The organism is Miniphocaeibacter halophilus (genome assembly GCF_016458825.1).
GTDB lineage: Bacteria > Bacillota > Clostridia > Tissierellales > Peptoniphilaceae > Miniphocaeibacter > Miniphocaeibacter halophilus.
This window is the reverse complement of sequence record NZ_CP066744.1, coordinates 575,175-595,028: the sequence shown is the minus strand read 5'-3', so window position 1 is coordinate 595,028 and position 19,854 is coordinate 575,175. Positions and strand designations below refer to the sequence as shown.

Sequence of the window (19,854 nt, the reverse complement as noted above, 5' to 3'; positions counted from 1 at the left end):
TTAGTACAGCTTTTTCTTTTAGTCTAATTTTTTATTTCATCAAAATAATCATATTTAGCTTTTATTTGAAATTGCTCTTTTTTAAATAGGTATAGTCTAGTATAAGTTGCTTTAGTATAAGGAATTAAAAGCAAGTGCCCTAATGAAAAAGTAAATAAGGACAATAATTCCCATCCAATAAAGGAAAGTTGTAAAATGAAAATATCAAACTTCTCTCCATCTGTCATTTCTTTACTTAATCCTATAGCCTCGGAAAGTGGCATTTCAGGATTTTCAGCAAGAATATATTCTACATAATAGTATTGAAAGTATTTAATAACTCCAGGAATAATAAATAATAAGGTCCATAGAGACAGGTAAAGGTTCATTAAAAATAATTTTCCCGATAATTTAAACCACGTTCCATCTTTAAAAGGTATAAATATATTTATAAGTTTATTTTCCTTCTTATATGCTTTTAAAAAATATTTGTTAACACCTATACTAAGAGGTTGAATAAAAAATATATTTAAAATAAAAAACAATGAAATTATTCCTGAAAGGATTATAGATGGCATTTTAAAATTAAAGTTACCATTAATAAAATCTATGTATAAATTATTATTTAGAAAGTTTCCATCTAAATTAAAAAAATAGTTGTATATACTATTCCATAAATTTATAGAAAAAACGCCTTCTCCTTCGTTTATATTTTCATAAAATAATCTTTCTTTTTCTGAATTATATAACAGGTCCGGTGTATACAGTTCTTCATTTATTATATCTTCATTAAATTGTGAAATACTTTTATCGGTTATAATATTAACAACTGTAGAATTCCATGAAATAATACTTGCAAATATAAGGAATACTAAACATGCTAATATAGCATTTTTCATATTTTTCCTTAAAAAAACTTTAGCATCAAACTTTAATTTATCTCTTGTCCACATAATATTCTCCTCTTTTAATAGTATGATTTTATTTTAATCTTATCTATTAATTATAATACCCTTAATTTTATAATATTCTACTTTTTTATGTCCTATATACAAGACTTATTCATACAAAATACATATTTTAATTGTATAATCTACATAATAGAGGTGAGTATATGAAAGCAAAGATTTTGTTTATGGAAGATGAATTAAATATTAGGGAAGTTTTATCTGAATATATGAATATGGCAGGAATGGAAGTTGTTGCAGTAGAAAATGGAGAAGAAGCTATTAAAAAATTAAATACAGGTATATTTGATATTGCTATTTTAGATATTATGGTTCCTAAAATTTCAGGTCTTGAGGTTTTAACTTATATTAAAGAAAAAAATATTGAAATAGGAATAATTATGTTAACGGCCTTAGGTGACGAAAAAACTCAATTAGAAGCCTTTAATAATTATGCCGATGACTACATAGTAAAGCCTATTTCTCCAATTCTACTTCTTAAAAGAATAGAAACACTTCTAAGAAGACTGAATTATAGCAAGGTAAAGGAAGAATATACAAAGGGTCTTTATATTAACAAGGACAAATACCAAGCCTACTATAACCAAAAATCCTTGGAACTTACTTTAACGGAGTTTTTACTTTTAGATTGTCTAAGGGAATATCCGGAAAGGGTATTTTCAAGAGAACAGTTAATTTATAGGATTTTTAATGAAGATTATATAGGAAACGATAGAATAATAGATAGCCATATAAAAAATTTAAGAAAGAAATTACCTAAAAATTACATAAAAACCGTTATTGGTATTGGATATTCCTTTAGGGAGGAAGTAGATGAAATTAAATAGAAAGACCTTCGTATATAGTATTGTTCTTTCCCTTATAATAATAATTTTATTTTTAGGATATATGCTTTTAATGTTGCCATCATTGTATGTTGAGCATACTAATAGAAAAAATGAAAGGGATATTTTAGATGTTCATTTCAACTATGTAGAAGATAAAAAATATATAGATGAGTTAGGAAATAATCCTATTAATTCCATAAGTTTATTTTTAAAAGAAAGCAGCTATAAATTTGAATTTAATAATTTCTTCTTTGAAGGAGATATTAGTATTCAAGATGAAAAAACAAAAAAAGAAATTGATGATTTTAGAAATAAGCTGGATTCAAAGAATTTTGAATTTGAAGAAATTAAGAAGAATACTAAAGAATTCAAAATTCCTAAAAAAGTAGTAGATGAAATAAATAAAAGTTTAGAGGAATATGCTTATGTAAATTTAAAAACTTCAGAATTTGCAAGGAACTATTTTAATAATATCAAAAGCTATAATGAAGTTGAAAATTTAGGAGAAAATACATTTTTATTAATTAATAAATCCGATATAGATAAAAATGCCTATACAAATTATATGATTATTACAAGTGGAGATGAAGGCGTGTATTTATCATTTTTCTCTTTACTAACTCCCTTAATTACCGATATTCAATCAGCGATTTATACCAGTATTCCCATGATAGTCCTTGTAATATTACTTTTAGCTTTTTTTATTTCAAGATACTTTTCAAAAAAAATAGTAAATCCCATTTTGAAAATCTCAAAACATATAGAAGAACGTAAAAATTGGGATATTAAACCACTGGAAATAAAAACCAATGATGAAATTGAACAATTATCAGAAAGACTTAATGAACTTCATCAACAATTAAGAGAAAATTATGAAAAGCTAAAGGATGAAAATAAGCGAAGAGAGGTTTTTATGAGAGCTTCTTCCCATCAATTAAAAACTCCGGTAACTTCTGCCTTATTATTAACTAATGGAATGATAGATAGTATTGGAAAATATGAAGATAGGGACAAATATTTAGTTGAAGTAAAAAAACAATTGATGGAAATAAATAATATTATTTCAGAAATTTTGGATTTAAATCATATTAATGAAAATTTAGAATTTAATAATATTTCTTTAAATTCACTTATAAATACTATTTTAGATAAATATTCTATTCTTATAGAAGAAAAAAATTTAAATATAGAGCCATTAAATTCGGATAAAGTTATATTTACAGACTATGAAATAATCTATAAAATTTTAGACAATTTAATTGGAAATGCTATTAAGTTTTCACCAAATAATTCTAGTATTAAATTTATAATAAAAGATTATAGGCTTAAAATCATAAATACAAACACCTTTATTCCGAAAGAATTGGAAGGTATTATATTTGAACCTTTTGTAAGTTCAAATATCAGGGAAAAAGGTCATGGTCTAGGACTTTATTTAGCCCTATATTATGCTGAATTACTAGGATTTGATTTAATTGTAAAAAATATAGATGAAGGGGTACTTGCAGAAGTTGATTTTTCCGGTAAGTATATTAAATCCTCACTATAAATTCATATGAAATACATATGGTTAATTTATTATATTAATAGGGAGGAAATAATATGATAAAAATAAAAAATATGTCTGTAACTTATAAAAATAAGACAGTGCTTTCTATAGATGAGGAAATAGTAATTAACAAGCGAGAAAGAATTGGAATTATAGGTTCAAATGGAGCCGGCAAAACTACATTAGTAAATGCGATTTTAGGCCTAGCACCCTTTAAAGGTATTATTGACACAGATATTTCCCATAGTCAAATGGCGGTTCATCTTCAATTTAACAACTATGTAAATACTATGAAAATAAAATATATTATAGAGATGATTTGTAATACAAAATTAAGTAAAAATAAAAAGCTGTTGGAATTAATTGATTTTTTTGAATTCAAAGAAAGTTTAAATAAGAGATTTCAAAATCTTTCAGGAGGACAAAAACAAAGGCTAACCTTGATTTTGGTTATGTATCAGGATGTGCCCTTAGTGTTTTTTGATGAGGTTACAACAGGACTTGATTTTGTAACAAGGGAAAGATTAGTGGAGAAAATAGAGCGATGGTATAGGCATAAGGACACTACCATTTGTATGGTTTCCCATTATTATGATGAACTGGAAAACCTGGTAGACAAGCTTTTAATATTAGATGAGGGTAAAGTTGTAGCCTTTGATTATACTGAAAAATTATTTAAAAAATACTGTGGTAATAATTTAATTATCTTGGAAAACAATGAGGAAAATAGGAAAATTATAAATAATTTTACCAAAATTCTTTCGCCGGAACATTCCATAGCTATTAGCACCAATAACAAAGAAGAAGAAAAGGAAGTAATAGATTTATTAATTAACCAAAACATCGATTTTAAAAGAACAAGTAAAGACATTGAACTTTTATCGATTAATGCAAAAGAGGATTTTAAGAAAAGGAGTTTACAGTAATGGAAAAGGGCTTATCGATTAATTTAATAAAATATGAATTAAGAAACTCCATTAGTAATTTTATGCAATTGTTCTTTGGTATAGTATTTCCAATTTTTATGGGATATTTAATCTATATAGGTGGAATTAAGGATATGCCGAAAGAAATACATTCAACCTTTGGTACTATCTTGTATACAGGTATGCCATTAATTATTTGTAATGCAATAATTCTTATTGGTTATGGGGCAAACTTTAGTTTGGAATTATCTGAAAAAACAATCTTAAGGTTAAAGTTATTTGGTTTTTCTGAAAAAACCATTATATTAGGAAAATTAATATCACAATTTATTATTTTAATATTAGGATTTTTTATTTATTCCATAGCCATGTTTATGTTAATTGAAATTAAAACTCCAACAATTAGCGGGGCAATAATCTATTTTATTTCAGTATATTTATTAGCAATTATTATTTTTTTACTTAGTCATGGCATTGCAAATATATTTCAAAAATTTGGACCAACTTTTGCAGTTAGTATGACGGTTTTTTTCTTAACTCAAACTCTAGCCGGTCTTATGGGATTGCAACCAAACATTTTTCCTAGGTTTTTACAAAATATAGCCCATTCAATTCCCTATTACTACATAGCACAGGATTTTCATAAAGTTTGGCTAGGAGAAAGCTACAATTTTGTACCATTTATTCAATCTATGATATTTTTTGCAGCACTATCTACAACAGTATTATTAATAAGTTTTTATTTAAGAAGAAGGAGAAAATAAAGAATTTAATAATATAATAAAATATTTGTAAAAAACCATATGAAAATAGGCGAAGATTAGTTTATATTCGCTTATTTTTTATTTATAAAAACCTATAAAACTTAATTAAGTAGTATAATTTTATTTAAGGCTAGAATTTAGATTTTAAATTTGAAAGAATGAAGCTTATTTAATATAATTATCCTATATGGGAGGAAGTATGGAAAAAAATAATAAAAAAATAATATTAGGCATTGTTCTAATAGCTGTTATTATTATTGGTGCTATTATATTTGTTTTTGCTCAAAAACATATTAAAATTAGCAAATTGGAAAAGACAGCTGAAAAGTACATAGAGATAGGTGATTATGAGAATGCTATTACTACTTATAATAAACTTATACTTAAAAAAGATGATGTTGAATATATTGAAAAATTGGATTTAGCTAAAAAATTAAAAAAATCTGATGAAAGCTTTCAAGAGGGGGAAAAACAATATAAAAACAGTAATTACAGCAAGGCAATTCTATCTTATTCTGAAGTTATAGAAAAAGATAAGGACAATTACAAGGCTGCAAAAGACAGAATTAAAAGTATTAAGGAAATATATATATCTGAAATAGACTCTACTATAGAAGATTTGGATTTTGAAAAGGCTGAAAGTAAATTAGCAGAATATAAAGATGTTTTAGATGAAGAAACAATAGTATCTTATAAAGAAAAAATAGCTAAAAATAAAGAAGAGGAAGAAAAAGAACAGCAAGAGCAAAAAGAAAAGGAAGAATTAGCCTTAGCAAAGGCTGAATTAGAGGAATTAATGAAGGAAGCAGCTAGGATAAGCAAACAAAATCTAGCAGCAAACCCGGACTATAGGAGCGTATATTATGTTACTAGCAACAAAGCCAATATTCGTTCAGGTCCAAGTATAAATTCGTCTATTATAACCTATGTTTCCCAAGGCTCTTCTGTATATATTTATGATATAGTTGAAGACATTGGAAGAACTTGGTGTAGGGCTATTATAACCAGTTCAGTTACAGGAAATTCCTATGACGGTTGGATTTCAAGTAGGAATTTAGATTATTCATTATAACAAAATAGCTTTTTATGATATAAGTATTATCATAAAGAGCTTTTTTATTTTAAATTAAGTAATTACAGGGGGGAATTATGAATAAAAATATAAGAGAAATATACTTTAGTCCAAGTGGGAGGACAAGGAAATTATCCCAAATATTTGTAGGTAATTTTAAAGGAGATATTAAAACATTTGATTTTTTATTAAAGGAAGAAGTTAAGGAGCAAAATCTTGGAAAAGAGGAACTATTGGTTGTAACAATGCCTGTTTATGCCGGTAGAATTCCTGAAATATGCATAAGTAAATTAAAAAAATTCAAAGGAAATGATACACCTGCTATTGCTCTTGTCGCTTATGGAAATAGGGAATATGATGACGCATTACTGGAACTAACAGATATTTTAAAAGAACAAGGGTTTAAAATTCTAGGAGCAGCAGCCTTTATTACAAGACATTCAATCTTTCCGGAAGTAGCAAACAATAGACCGGATGAAAAAGATGAAATTAAATTAAAGGACTTTGCTAATAAATGTAAAAATAAATTAGAGAGTTTGGAATTTAATGAACTTAAAATAAAAGGAAATAGACCATATAAAGATGAAAACAAAAAAGCCTTAATGCCAACTGGAGATGACCTATGTATAAACTGTGGAAACTGTGTAAAGATTTGTCCAGTAGAAGCTATTTCAATAGAAAACCCTAAAGAAACTAATGAAAGCAAATGTATTAATTGTACTGCTTGTATTTATAATTGTCCAACGGGTTCAAGAAACTATCATATGGAACAATATAATATGGCCTATGAAAAATTTAAAACAGATAATGCAGAAAGAAAAGAACCGGAAATATTTATTTAAAAAACATATACCGACTATCAAAATTTAGTGGAAACTAATGATTGCTAGTCGGTTTTTTTGTGAAGATTTCTAATAGTTGTGGTAATTAAATTGAAAAACAATTAACAAGAATTACAAAATTCAAATCATTTGTTTTAAAAATAATATATTAAATTATTTAAATAAATTATGGTAAATATATATAAAAAAATATATATAATAAATTTAATATTATTAATATACTTGATTGAAACTTAAAAATCTCTCTGATAATATCTATAGGTACTTAAATAATTTTAACTATATATTGAGAGGAGAGGGACATGAAAAATAAAAAGGGAAGAAAAATACTATCATTAATATTTATTTTAGCAATATTAATTAATAGTAGTGGTGTTGCCAAGGCAGATAATAGTTTACCAAAAGAACCAACAGAAATTACTATAACACCATCTAATTTTGTACCAAGGATAGGGCAGGAAGTAACTTTTCAAATAGATAATTTTGGATTTGAAAATATAAAAACAGGTATAGGCATGGATTACCGCATACAAGTAAATAGTTTTGAAAATGGAAAATATAATGCTCAGCAATTGAAAAAAATTGAAGTTCCTGAGATAACTGTGGAAAAATATAAGGATAATAATTGGATAAACAAAGGTGTGAAGCTATCAGGAAGAATGATGTTAAATAATTCTTTTGTAGGTATAGGTGTAGAAGATAAAATATATAAACCTAATGAAGAACAAAATTTCATTATTAAAAGAGAAAATATTCAAAAAGAATTAGAAAAAGAAAAAAGCAACTGGAATAAAATTAATTTTTTTAATATTTATTTTGAATTATTAAATGATAAAGGAAAACCAGATTATGGTGAGTATATAAATAGATTATCTCATAAAGGAACAGTAAATTTTACTTATAATATTTTGGATGAATTAATGGTAAATCCATATATAACATTACAAGGCAAAGCGGAATGGTACACAAATGATTTACAATTAAATGGAGGAGTTGAAAGACATCAAAAGGATTATCCAATTAATTTTTTATATTTGGAATCATCAGATATTTCTTTAACAGTATTGGAGCCAAAAGAAAGTTATGAACCTGGAGAAAAAATCAAGTTAAAAGTGGAAATTAAAAATACCAGTAAAAATCTACCTAATACAAGGTTAGTTTCCGGATTGGATTTTGGTGAAAAGGAAATTATAAAAAATCCGACGATGACAGTTGGTAAACCTGATATAATATTTGAATTACCGGAAAAATTGGGAAATAAGAGTGTTTTATCAAAAATGATAAATCCTAATGAGAGTTTAGAATTTATAACAGAAATTACCTTACCTTTAGATTTTACAGATTGTTTAAATTCTACTGGAGACAAAATAATACTAACACCATATTTATATACTTCTAATATTTACAAAGATGACGATGGACAAAAGTCATATATGCATTATGAAGAAAGAGAATATAATAAGGCGTTAGAACTTTCAATAAAAAAAGAAGTAGATGCACCAAAACCAACAGAACCAAATAAACCAGCAAGGCCTGTAGAAATAATTAAGGAAATAACCTTAGTAGGTGGTAGAGATACTTTAACTGAAAGAGTAAAAAGTCAATTAATGGACTTTGTACAATATAGATTGTCTGGAAAGGATCGTTATGAAACATCTGTAGAGGTATCAAGAGAATATGATAGCTCTAATATAGTATTACTAGCAAGTGGAGAAAAATATACAGATGAATTAACAGCAACAGTACTTGCAAATAAACTAGATGCACCAATAATGCTAACAAGAAAAGATTCTATTCCGGCAGAAGTAAAAGCTGAAATAAATAGACTTGGAGCAACTAAAGTAATAATAATAGGTGGAAACTCTTCTGTATCTAAGAAAGTAGAGGAAGAATTATCTAGCTATACTTTAAAGAGAATTGGTGGTTCTGATAGATATGACACAGCTATACTTGTAGGAAATCAAGTTAGAAACTTAACTGATAGTAAGTCAGAAGCAATATTAGTAGATGGAACAAATTTCCCAGATGCTATAGCAATGACATCTATGGCAGTTGAACAAGATATGCCAATATTGTTAACAAAACCAAGTCAATTACCGGAAAATATAGAAAAAGCAATAAAAGATTGGGAATTAACCGAAGTAACAATTGGTGGAGGAAGTAATTCAGTATCAAATAAGGTAGAAAAAGAAGTTAAGGAATTAACCGAAGTAAATAGAGTAGCAGGTTCTGACAGGTATGAAACATCAGTATTAATAGCAGAACAAGTATATGGAAAAACACAGCACATAGTAATAGCAAGTGGAGAAGTATTCTCAGATGCTATAGTTGGTGCACCATATGCAGCGAAAAATGGTTATCCAATATTATTATCTAGAAGTAACAATTTGCCGGAAGTTGTTATGAATTATATACTTGGTAACAGATAATTAAATAGATTAGAAAAAGATAATATTTTTTGATATATTTTAAAAAGTATTATCTTTTTTTGTGTTATTAATGAGGTGAAAATATTATTCTATTATAAGGGTAATTATATAAAGAGGTGTAAAATGAGTTTATCAGAAATAGTAAAATCACAAAGAGATTTCTACAACTCCGGAAATTTATTAAGTGTTAATAAAAGAATAGATTTTTTAAAAGAGTTAAGAGATAAAATAAAAAATTCTAAAGGTGAAATTTTAGGTGCAATAAAAGAGGATTTAGGTAAACATAATTATGAGAGTTTTTTAACAGAATATCAAGTTGTTATTGGTGAACTAGAATATTTAATAAATAATTTACATAAATTAATTACTATAAAAAACACAGGAACTTCTTTAAATATTTTACCGGGTAGGGGAATAGTATTAAAAAAGCCTTTTGGACAAGTTTTAGTACAATCACCATGGAATTATCCTTTTCAACTTGCAATAATTCCTACAATAGGTGCTATAGCTGCAGGAAATACAGTTATATTAAAAACTTCTAGAAAAGTTCCTCAAACTAACAACATTATTAAAGAAATTACCAAGGTACTTCCAAATGAGGTGCTATATTTTGCTGATGATTATTCTCATAATGAAATTCTAGATGAAAGGTATGATTTTTATTTTTTTACCGGTAGCAGAAAAGTAGGGGGAATTATATATAAAAAGGCAGCAGAAAATTTAGCTCCGGTTGTTTTAGAACTAGGAGGGAAAAGTCCATGTATAGTTGATGAAACGGCTAAAATAAAAGATGCTGTTAAAAAAATTGCATGGGGTAAGTTTTTAAATGCAGGTCAAACCTGTGTAGCACCGGACTATGTTTTTATACACAAGAAAAAAAGGGAAGAGTTTATTGATTTTTTCAAAAAAGAAATTAATTTAAATTATAATAACAGGGAGAATTTAACGAAAATAATTACAGAGGAAAAAGTAGAACAATTATCTTCATTAATTAAAGGAAGAAATGATATTTATGGTGGAGAATTTAATATTGAGGACAGAGCCTTCATGCCAACTATTTTAACTAATGCAAGTTTTGATGATGAAATTATGAGAGATGAAATATTTGGTCCTATTTTACCGATTATTGAATATGAAAATCTTAGTGATATAATTGAAAAGGTTAAAACTAAACCAAGTCCTCTAGCTTTATATATTTTTAGTAATAAGAATGAAAATGTAAAAAAAATAGTAAATTATTTAAACTTTGGTGGTGGTTGTATAAATGATGTTATAGTACATGTGTCTGAAATTAAACTGCCTTTTGGTGGAGTTGGAGGAAGTGGACTAGGTAATTATCATGGAAAATACAGTGTTGATACTTTTACCCATGAAACGGGAGTCGTTGTATCTAAAAGTGGATTATCAAATTTTTTAAGATATCCACCTTATACAGAAAAAAAGTTTAAAATTATTAAAAAGGTTTTAGGTTAAAAACATAAGCACCAATTAATAATATATAGAATATTGTAGCTATAATTATAGTTATAATAAATTTCTTTTTAGATAGTTTATGTTTAAATAAGAGCATTCCAAAAGCACTGCCTAAAAAACCTCCAATTACTACTAATAATAGAAGGAAAAATTCAGATATTCTGTATTGGTTTTTAGTAGCTTTATATTTATCTACTCCATAAAAAACAAATGTTAATATATTTATTAATACAAAATAGCTATAAATTAATTTAATAAATTGCATATTTACTCCTTGTTAATAATAAATTTAGTGAATAAATCTTATTATAGGAGTATACCATAATTATTTAAAGTAAAAAAATTTTATAGTAGATAAGGGTATAAGTAATATAAGTTGAAGGTTATTAAAATTGTATTAATATTTTTATAACTAATTTAAGAAAGTTTAATTTCAAAAAGATGGTTTTGAAAGAGAGGTATAGAATGAAAAAATCCGTTACACTAATAATGGGGAAAATTTATAATCCGGAAACAGATAGAATAGAGTTTGGAAGTAAAAATTTTAAAACTATTGTACAAACTGTAAGAGATTTTAATGAGGCTAAAGAATATGTTTTAAAATTTGTTGAGGAAGGTGTAGAAGATTTTGAACTATGCGGTGCATTTGGTAAAGAAAAGGCTAGAGAGTTAATTGAATTAACAGAGCACAAAGTAGGAATAAGCTATGTTGTTACTGATGAGGATATGAAGCCCTTAGTAGATGAATTTTATACATTTGGAAAGAAAAAATAATGTCAAAAGAAAATCGAATATGTGATTGGGCAGAAAATTCTAAAATTGAAAGGGAATACCACGATAATGAATGGGGTATTCCCAATCATGATGATAGGTATCTTTTTGAAATGTTAATACTAGAAGGTGCTCAAGCTGGACTTAGTTGGTCAATTATTTTGAAGAAAAGAAATGAATATAAGAAGGCTTTTGATAATTTTGAGCCTAGTAAAGTAGCAAAATATGATATTAAGAAGAAGGAAGAACTTTTAAAGAATAAGGGAATTATAAGAAATAGAAGAAAAATTGAATCGGCAATAAATAATGCAATAAGATTTTTAGAAGTGCAGGAGGAATTTGGTACTTTTGATAAATATATTTGGAGTTTTACTAATGGAAAGCAAGTTATAAATCAATGGACTGATACTACAAGTATTCCTTCAAGTTCAGACCTTTCAAAAAGCATAAGCAAGGATTTAAAAAAGAGAGGTTTTACTTTTGTAGGTGAGGTAATAATTTACTCTTATTTACAAGCAATTGGAATAATTGATGATCATTTAATTTATTGTCGCAAGAATAGGTAATAGGAGAGAATATGACATTAATATTTGCTCATAGAGGAAGTAAAGGAACTCATCCGGAAAATACATTGGCTTCAATAAAGGAAGCGGTAGAAATTGGATCTGATGGCGTAGAAATAGATGTACATTTAAGTAAAGACAAAGAACTAATAGTAATTCATGATGAAACTGTTGACAGGACAACAGATGGCACCGGTGCTATTAAAAAAATGTTTTTAAAGGAGATAAAGAAATTAGACGCCGGTAGTTGGTTTAATCCTATCTATAAAAACGAAAAAATTCCAACATTAGCTGAGGTTGTTAATTTATTAAATGAAATGGAGTTTAAGGGAGTTTTAAATATTGAAATAAAAACAGATAAAATAAGATATTGGGGAATTGAAAGAAAATTAGCTAAATTTTTAAAATCTCAAGAACTATCTTTTTCCTATATATATTCCAGTTTTAATATAAAATCCCTTATTAAGATTAACAGATTTGACAAAAAGTCAAAAAAAGCCTGGCTAATAAAAAATATAGATTTAGAAAGCCGAAATATGATAAGATTTAAAAATAGTGATATTTTTGAAGGATTACATCCCAATATTAAAAAGCTAAAAAGCAAAGATGAAATTATAAAATTTATTACTAAAAAAATAAGGCCTTGGACTGTGAATAATAAGGAGGATATGACCTATTGTTTTAAAAGAAATTTAGATTCAATTATAACTGATTATCCTAAAGAGGCTTTGATTCTTAGAAAAGAATATAACAACAAGTAAAATTTTTAATTAGGAGGAATAATGTCATTTATTATAACAACTTACTGTAATGAAGGTATTGTTATGGCCTCAGATAGTCGTATAACATACAATAATACCAGTAAAGGACAAAATGATGAAATAATAAACAATGTTGGAATAAATCTAAGTGACAATGTTAATAAATTATTTCTTACAAAAAATGGAATAGGAATTAGCACTTGCGGAACAGCTGCAATTGTGAACTTTGAAAGCAATGTTGCTGAACCAATTTCCGGACATGTGGAAAAAATAATCAATGAAGAAATTTATGAAGAGGATAATGTAGACATTGTTGTTGAGAAAATTATTAAGTATTTTGATAAATTCAATAATAATTTAGATACGACTTTCCATGTAGCCGGTTACGATAAGGAGTTTAATAGGAAAATAGTTAGATTTAACTTAGCAACAGGTAAAAGAGAGGATTTTGGGAAGGAAATAGCAGGAGCTACATGGGATGGTGAAACTATTTATTTTTCTAAATTATTTAACGAAACAGAAGTAAGTGGTAATAGTAAATTTGTTTTTCCTCAATTGGATATTCCATTTCAATTTTTTAATCTACAAGATGCAATAGATTTTTGTAGATTTGCCATAGATATTACAATTAAAACAATGAGATTTACAAATGTTGTAAAAACAGTTGGTGGAAACATTGATGTACTGGGTATAAAGCCAGATGAAGAAATTTGGATTTCTAAAAAAGAATTATATTAGAAGGTAAAAATACCTTCTTTTTTTATGTTTTTTAAAATAAAATGCATATTCATTTGTATTTAGCCATTATTAGTGATATATTATACGAGGACAAAAAATAGAAAGAGGTAAAAAATACTTAATGACAGAAAAGAAAATTGAAGATTTTAACCTATCAAAAGAGGTAATGAAAGCTGTTTCCGACATGGGATTTGAAGAATTCTCTCCAATACAAGCTCAAGCTATACCTTATTTGATGGAAGGAGAAGACGTAATTGGTCAAGCTCAAACAGGAACAGGAAAAACAGCCGCTTTTGGGATTCCTATTGTCGAAAAAGTTGATTCGAAATTAAATAAAGTTCAAGCAATTGTACTTTGTCCAACAAGAGAATTATGTATTCAAGTATCTGAAGAAATTTCAAAATTAGCGAAATATAAGAAAGATTTGAAAGTATTGCCTATATATGGTGGGCAACCAATTGAAAGACAATTAAGAGCGTTAAAAAAGGGAGTTCAAGTAGTTATAGGAACACCTGGTAGAGTGATAGATCATATAAAAAGAAAAACATTAAAATTGGACAATGTTAATATATTTGTATTAGACGAAGCCGATGAAATGTTTGATATGGGATTTAGAGAAGATATAGAACTAGTATTAGGTAGTGTATCTGATCATAGACAATCATTGTTCTTTTCAGCAACAATGGATAAAAATATTATGAAATTTGCGAAAAAATTTCAAAATGAACCTAAAATCGTAAAAGTAGTTAATAAGGAATTAACAGTACCTAAGGTAACTCAATTTTATTATGAATTAAAGAATAATATAAAAATAGAAGTATTATCTAGAATCTTAGATATTTATAATCCAAAATTAACTGTAGTATTTTGTAATACTAAAAAAATGGTAGATGAACTTACAGGAGAGTTACAAGGTAGAGGTTACTTTGCTGACGGATTACATGGTGATTTAAAGCAGGTACAAAGAGATGTTGTAATGAATAAGTTCAGAAAAGGTACTATAGATATTTTAGTAGCAACAGACGTAGCAGCAAGAGGCATTGATGTTGATGATGTAGACTTAGTTGTTAACTACGACATGCCACAGGACAATGAATATTATGTTCATAGAATTGGAAGAACAGCCAGGGCTGGTAGAGAAGGTACAGCTATAAGTTTTGTAACAAACAGAGATTATAGTATGTTAAGAGAAATTGAAAAGTACACTAAAACTTCTATAGAAAGAAGGGCCTTACCTACATTAAAGGATATTGAGGCAAAACAATCATCTAAAATTATAGAAAAGCTTAGAAAAATTCTTGATGGTGGAAATTTAGAAAAACAAATTGAAATTATAGGTCTTTTAGAAGGCGAAGATTATAGTTCAAATCATATAGCAGCAGCATTATTGAAACTATATATGAGAGATAATCGCTTAGAAGGACATCAAGAAATAGACAGTGTCGATAACAATAAAAAAGCTTCCTTTGGCAGAGATAAGGGAAGAAAAGACGATAGAAGAGACAGAAGAGATCGTCGTGGAAAAGATGGAAGAACAGAAAGAAAACCAAATAGAAAATTAAAAAATTCTACAAGACTCTTCCTTAATACAGGAAAAAGAAAAGGTGTATCTCAAAAGCATATACTTTCGGCTTTATGTAATGATGCAGGAATTGCAGCAAAAGAAGTTGGAGATATAGATATTTACGATAAATTTACATTTGTAGATGTAGACAATAAAGTAGCTGATAAAGTTGTTAAGAAACTTAACAACAAGCATATAAAAGGATCTAAAGTATCTGTAGAAAAAGCTAATAAAAAAATATAATATTAAGATCAAGAGGATAACTTCTTGATCTTTTTTGATGCCAGCACTTTTTAATAAATTTGTTTAGTGATAGAGTAGATATAATGATTATCAAAATTTGTTTTATAAATACCAATAAGCCAAAAAATATTGATTAATAGGATTAAAATATAATAAATAATATTAGTTCTATGTAGGAAAATATGGGTATGGTATTTATGGAGCAATTATAAAAAATTATTAGTTGGAGGATATATATGGATAGATTATTTAAAGAGAAAAAATTTTATATTCCAATAATATTATTCTGTATGTTTTTATGGGGTTCAGCTTTTCCCATTATTAAATTAAGCTATATAGAATTTGGAATACCGCAGGGGGATTATTTTGCTAAAATATATTTTGCAGGATTAAGATTTTTCTTATCTGGTGTTATGGTAACAATATTTGGAAAGATTTTTTTAAAGGAAAAGATTAATTTTAAAAAATTAGACTATAAATTTTTAGCCATACTTGGATTAATACAAATTACCTTTCAATACACCTTTTATTATATAGGTGTTGGAAATACTTCAGGTATGAAGTCTGCCATTATTCAATCGGCATCAACCTTCTTCATAGTATTATTTGCTTCAATGCTATTTAAAGATGATAAGATTAACAAAAATAAAATAGCGTCAATAGTAATAGGATTTTTAGGAATTATAATTACAAATATTTCATCAGGTTTTGATTTTAATTTTACATTGACAGGTGAAGGATTTTTACTAATAGCAACATTATTTGGAAGTATTGGTCAAATCTATGTAAAAGCTGCCGGAAAGAGTATGAACCCGGTTGTGGCAACGTCAGGACAAATGTTAATAGGAGCGTCAATATTAATATTAGTAGGAAGAATTGGAACTTCTACAGATTTAATATGGACAGGAAAAGGTATCTTGTTATTTATATATAGTGGATTTTTATCATCGGCAGCCTTTGTACTTTGGTATTCTATTTTAAAATACAATAAAGCAGGGGAAGTATCGGTTTATAGATTATTTATTCCAATATTTGGAACAATATTATCGGCTTTATTTTTACCGGGAGAAAGAATTACCATTAATATTATAATAGGTTTAATATTGGTAGTTATTGGAATGTTTGTATTAAATATGAGATGGGAAAGAAAATAAAAAATCAATTTGAGATGTGATTTAAACTTGAAAAACAAATAGCTTATGTTTACATCAGATAGTTATTGCTGTCTGATGTTTTTTATTTTGTAAATATTTGTTATTTACAAAAGTATAGATTAGCAATATGAAAAATAATATAAGCAAGAAAGAAAATAGTGGGATTCTTGGTGTTTTCTTCCTTATCGATTAGAATATAATATAGATAATCTTAGGAGGATTATATGAAATTTAAATATGGATTTATTTGTATAATATTGCTACTTATGCTTACGGGATGTTCAAAAGAGAGTTCATTAAAAAACCAAGAAAATACAAGATATTTTGAAGATGCAACTTAATTTAGTGCAAACTATTGAAGAAATCCATCTTTTTTTATTAATGGTTAAGATTTAAGTAAGTATTAAAAAGTTAAAGATGAATTTTTAAAAGAAAGAAGGTAGTAGATGAAAGTAAAAAGATTATTTACAGAGAAAAAATTTTATATTCCAATTATATTATTTGCAATGTTTTTATGGGGTTCAGCTTTTCCGGCATTAAAAATTAGCTACGATGTTTTTAAAATACCTCAAGAGGATTACTTTGCAAAAATATATTTTGCTGGTTTAAGATTTTTTCTGTCAGGTTTATTTGTAGTCCTATATATAGGCTTATTTGTAAAAGAAAAAAATTGATTACAAAAAGTTAAACTATAAATTTTTAATTACTTTAGCTTTATTTCAAATAACCTTACAGTATATTTTTTACTATATTGGAGTTGGAAATACTTCAGGCATGAAGTCAGCAATTTTACAATCTTCAGCTACTTTTTTAATTGTATTAATTTCAGCAATTGTTTTTAAGGATGATAAACTAAATAAAAACAAAGTAGCAGCAATTATAATAGGATTTACAGGAATTATAGTAACCAATATAGGTTCGGATTTTGATTTTAATTTTAAGCTGACAGGTGAGGGGTTTTTATTCTTAGCAGCATTTTTTAGTAGTATAGGACATGTTTACATGAGGGCAAAGGGCAATAGCACCAATGCTGTTGTTGCAACTTGTTTTCAGATGATAATAGGCTCAATTTTGTTGATATTACTTGGAAAGCTTGGAATGAAATCAACTTTAGTTTGGAATGTAAAAGGTATAATGCTGCTTTTATATAGTGGATTTTTATCTGCAACAGCCTTTACCTTATGGTATGGAGTGTTAAAATACAATAAGGCTGGAGAGGTTTCCATATATATGTTGTTTATACCAATATTTGGTTCTATTCTTTCTGCTACTTTTATTCCAGGTGAGAAATTTACAATTAATATAGTAATAGGATTGATATTAGTGGTTGTTGGAATATTTGTATTAAATATGAAAAAGGAATAGGATTGGTAATTATGACTTCTGAAAAATTGTGGAAAGAATATAAAAAGTTAAATAAGGATATTGGAGAAAAATATGATACTTGGGCATTTGGAACTAGCCCAGATAAACTTTTAGAATTGGTTTTAAGTGGAGAAAAAACAGGAACTTCGTCTTTATATAGACTATATGAATTTACTAATGAATCAATTCCCAAAGAAGGAGAATACAGTATTATTTTAAACTCAAAAGGAAAGGCTATTTGTATTGTAAAAAATACAAAGGTTGAAATAATACCATTTAAGGAAATTAGAAAAGAACATGCATTTAAAGAAGGAGAAGGGGACAAATCTTTAAATTACTGGAAAAAAGTTCATAGGGAATTTTTCATAGGTGAGCTAAATAAGCTTGGAGAGAAATTTTCAGAGGACATATTGGTGGTTTTTGAAGAGTTTAAATTGATGTATAGTATAAAAAATCAATAAGATAAGAGAATTCAATCTAGATAAATATTATATTTTGTTGAAATGTTGTAATAAAATTCAAGAATAATAGGTGGATTTTTAATATATACTAAATATGAGGTGAATTATATGAAAAAATATAGACCTTATATTTTTGGTGGAATTATTATAATATTTATTATGCTTCTTATGGCTAAAATAATATTTGGAAGAAATAGGGGAGTTTTCAATGATTTAAGCTATTATAATAATATGTCCCATAATGAAGAGGATTATCCAATTATAAAAGATATTAATGAACTAGAAGAAGAAACTCGTGAAAAATGTCAAGAGTTTCTAAGTCTTTGCCAGCAGGAAGGACTTCCGGTTATAATTATTGAAACCTATAGAACTCAAGAAAGACAGGATTTTTTATATGCGCAAGGCAGAGCAAACGACAATAATATTGTAACTTGGACAAGAAGTAGTTATCATACAAGAAGAAAAGCTTTTGATATTGCTAAAAATGAAAAAGGAAATGAATTTGGTGATGATGAATTTTTTAAAAGATGTGCAGAAATAGGAGAATCCGTTGGATTAGAAGCAGGATATTTCTGGACCGACTATCAAGACAAAGGACATTTTCAAAATTAAAATAGAGGTTAAGATGAAAATAAGATTAGATAAATTAATTTCAAATATGGGCTATGGTAGCCGTAGTGAAATTAAAAAAAATGCAAAAAAAGGTTTGATTAAGGTAAATAATGTTATAGAAAAAAATAGTGGAAAACTGGTTGATACTGAAGAAGATATAGTAAAATACAAGGATGAAACAATTGAATATAGACAATTTATATATTTATTAATGAATAAGCCTAAAGGTTATATTTCTGCAACAGAGGATTCATATCATGAAACAGTTTTGGATTTATTAGATGATTATCATAAAAGTTTCCTGCCAGCTCCAATTGGAAGACTGGATATTGATACAGAAGGGTTGCTTTTACTTAGTAATGATGGAAAATTTAATCATGAATTAACATCTCCAAAAAAAAATGTACCAAAAACCTATTATGTTGAATTAGCAAGAAAAATAGAAGATGATTATGAAAAGATATTTAAAAAGGGAATAAAACTCATGCCTGAAAATATTGTTACAAAACCAGCAGAGTTTAAAGTATTAACAGAAAAAACTTGTGAATTAACAATATATGAAGGGAAATTTCATCAAGTAAAAAGAATGTTTGAAGAAGTCGGAAATAGAGTTATTTACTTAAAAAGGATAAAGATGGGATATTTTGAACTACCTATGGATTTAGAGCCGGGAGAATACATTGAGTTAAGAGAGGAAGAAATTAAACTTTAATAGTAACTACTAGTAATATATTTTAAAAAGATATTAATAGTAGTTATTTTTTGTTTTAAGCTGAAAAATATACCATATAAT

General features: G+C 26.9%; 21 protein-coding genes. 19 read left to right on the top strand and 2 right to left on the bottom strand.

From position 1 onward, the window contains the following. Nucleotides 1–23: 23 nt before the first annotated feature. On the bottom strand, nucleotides 24–932 hold the full coding sequence (locus tag JFY71_RS02855; protein WP_243661539.1) for a DUF975 family protein: 909 nt from the start codon (nucleotides 930–932) through the stop codon (nucleotides 24–26). Between the two features lie 161 nt (nucleotides 933–1,093). On the opposite strand from JFY71_RS02855, the gene JFY71_RS02850 reads away from it, so the two are divergent. From JFY71_RS02850 to JFY71_RS02815, 8 genes are all read left to right on the top strand, one after another. Beyond that, nucleotides 1,094–1,774 (top strand): response regulator transcription factor, encoded by a 681-nt coding sequence (locus JFY71_RS02850; protein WP_243661538.1) that lies wholly within the window; start codon nucleotides 1,094–1,096, stop codon nucleotides 1,772–1,774. Next, on the top strand, nucleotides 1,761–3,323 hold the full coding sequence (locus JFY71_RS02845; RefSeq protein WP_243661537.1) for a HAMP domain-containing sensor histidine kinase: 1,563 nt from the start codon (nucleotides 1,761–1,763) through the stop codon (nucleotides 3,321–3,323). The genes JFY71_RS02850 and JFY71_RS02845 overlap by 14 nt, the downstream gene beginning before the upstream one ends. 53 nt (nucleotides 3,324–3,376) lie before the next feature. Further along, nucleotides 3,377–4,249: an ATP-binding cassette domain-containing protein gene (locus JFY71_RS02840; RefSeq protein ID WP_243661536.1), complete on the top strand. Its 873-nt coding sequence runs from the start codon at nucleotides 3,377–3,379 to the stop codon at nucleotides 4,247–4,249. Further along, complete coding sequence (locus JFY71_RS02835) at nucleotides 4,249–5,013, top strand: ABC transporter permease (RefSeq protein WP_243661535.1); 765 nt, start codon at nucleotides 4,249–4,251, stop codon at nucleotides 5,011–5,013. The genes JFY71_RS02840 and JFY71_RS02835 overlap by 1 nt, the downstream gene beginning before the upstream one ends. Nucleotides 5,014–5,212: 199 nt before the next feature. After that, nucleotides 5,213–6,085 (top strand): SH3 domain-containing protein, encoded by an 873-nt coding sequence (locus JFY71_RS02830; RefSeq protein WP_243661534.1) that lies wholly within the window; start codon nucleotides 5,213–5,215, stop codon nucleotides 6,083–6,085. A 77-nt stretch (nucleotides 6,086–6,162) separates the two neighbouring features. Further along, nucleotides 6,163–6,927, top strand: coding sequence for an EFR1 family ferrodoxin (locus JFY71_RS02825; RefSeq protein ID WP_243661533.1), 765 nt, complete (start codon nucleotides 6,163–6,165; stop codon nucleotides 6,925–6,927). Between the two features lie 302 nt (nucleotides 6,928–7,229). Next, entirely contained in the window at nucleotides 7,230–9,356 is a 2,127-nt protein-coding gene (locus JFY71_RS02820) for a cell wall-binding repeat-containing protein (protein ID WP_243661532.1), read from the top strand. A 123-nt stretch (nucleotides 9,357–9,479) separates the two neighbouring features. Continuing rightward, entirely contained in the window at nucleotides 9,480–10,829 is a 1,350-nt protein-coding gene (locus JFY71_RS02815; RefSeq protein ID WP_243661531.1) for an aldehyde dehydrogenase family protein, read from the top strand. Here JFY71_RS02815 and JFY71_RS02810 read toward each other — a convergent pair. Then, complete coding sequence (locus JFY71_RS02810; protein WP_243661530.1) at nucleotides 10,810–11,094, bottom strand: DUF1294 domain-containing protein; 285 nt, start codon at nucleotides 11,092–11,094, stop codon at nucleotides 10,810–10,812. The two genes, JFY71_RS02815 and JFY71_RS02810, sit on opposite strands and share 20 nt — an antisense overlap. Before the next feature lie 200 nt (nucleotides 11,095–11,294). Between JFY71_RS02810 and JFY71_RS02805 the strand changes: the two genes are divergently transcribed. The 11 genes from JFY71_RS02805 (at nucleotide 11,295) to JFY71_RS02755 (ending at nucleotide 19,773) form a co-directional block, all read left to right on the top strand. Further along, the gene (locus JFY71_RS02805) at nucleotides 11,295–11,603 is read left to right on the top strand and encodes a DUF6506 family protein (RefSeq protein ID WP_243661529.1); all 309 of its coding nucleotides are present in this window, start codon (nucleotides 11,295–11,297) and stop codon (nucleotides 11,601–11,603) included. Continuing rightward, nucleotides 11,603–12,166: a DNA-3-methyladenine glycosylase I gene (locus JFY71_RS02800; protein ID WP_243661528.1), complete on the top strand. Its 564-nt coding sequence runs from the start codon at nucleotides 11,603–11,605 to the stop codon at nucleotides 12,164–12,166. Before JFY71_RS02805 ends, JFY71_RS02800 begins: the two co-directional genes overlap by 1 nt. 11 nt (nucleotides 12,167–12,177) lie before the next feature. Beyond that, nucleotides 12,178–12,924 carry a glycerophosphodiester phosphodiesterase gene (locus JFY71_RS02795; protein WP_243661527.1) on the top strand — a complete coding sequence of 249 codons (747 nt, stop codon included), beginning with the start codon at nucleotides 12,178–12,180 and terminating at the stop codon, nucleotides 12,922–12,924. Between the two features lie 21 nt (nucleotides 12,925–12,945). Continuing rightward, the gene (locus JFY71_RS02790; protein ID WP_243661526.1) at nucleotides 12,946–13,662 is read left to right on the top strand and encodes an Ntn hydrolase family protein; all 717 of its coding nucleotides are present in this window, start codon (nucleotides 12,946–12,948) and stop codon (nucleotides 13,660–13,662) included. A 121-nt stretch (nucleotides 13,663–13,783) separates the two neighbouring features. Beyond that, nucleotides 13,784–15,469 (top strand): DEAD/DEAH box helicase, encoded by a 1,686-nt coding sequence (locus JFY71_RS02785; RefSeq protein WP_243661525.1) that lies wholly within the window; start codon nucleotides 13,784–13,786, stop codon nucleotides 15,467–15,469. Between the two features lie 236 nt (nucleotides 15,470–15,705). Further along, entirely contained in the window at nucleotides 15,706–16,623 is a 918-nt protein-coding gene (locus JFY71_RS02780) for a DMT family transporter (RefSeq protein WP_243661524.1), read from the top strand. Between the two features lie 446 nt (nucleotides 16,624–17,069). After that, on the top strand, nucleotides 17,070–17,297 hold the full coding sequence (locus tag JFY71_RS02775) for a hypothetical protein (protein ID WP_243661523.1): 228 nt from the start codon (nucleotides 17,070–17,072) through the stop codon (nucleotides 17,295–17,297). Next, complete coding sequence (locus JFY71_RS02770; protein WP_263457760.1) at nucleotides 17,293–17,988, top strand: DMT family transporter; 696 nt, start codon at nucleotides 17,293–17,295, stop codon at nucleotides 17,986–17,988. The genes JFY71_RS02775 and JFY71_RS02770 overlap by 5 nt, the downstream gene beginning before the upstream one ends. 11 nt (nucleotides 17,989–17,999) lie before the next feature. Further along, complete coding sequence (locus JFY71_RS02765) at nucleotides 18,000–18,449, top strand: ASCH domain-containing protein (protein WP_243661522.1); 450 nt, start codon at nucleotides 18,000–18,002, stop codon at nucleotides 18,447–18,449. 108 nt (nucleotides 18,450–18,557) lie between these two features. Next, nucleotides 18,558–19,061 (top strand): M15 family metallopeptidase, encoded by a 504-nt coding sequence (locus JFY71_RS02760; RefSeq protein ID WP_243661521.1) that lies wholly within the window; start codon nucleotides 18,558–18,560, stop codon nucleotides 19,059–19,061. Nucleotides 19,062–19,074: 13 nt separating this feature from the next. Then, nucleotides 19,075–19,773, top strand: a complete 699-nt coding sequence (locus tag JFY71_RS02755; protein ID WP_243661520.1) for a pseudouridine synthase — start codon at nucleotides 19,075–19,077, stop codon at nucleotides 19,771–19,773. The last annotated feature ends 81 nt before the right edge of the window (nucleotides 19,774–19,854 follow it).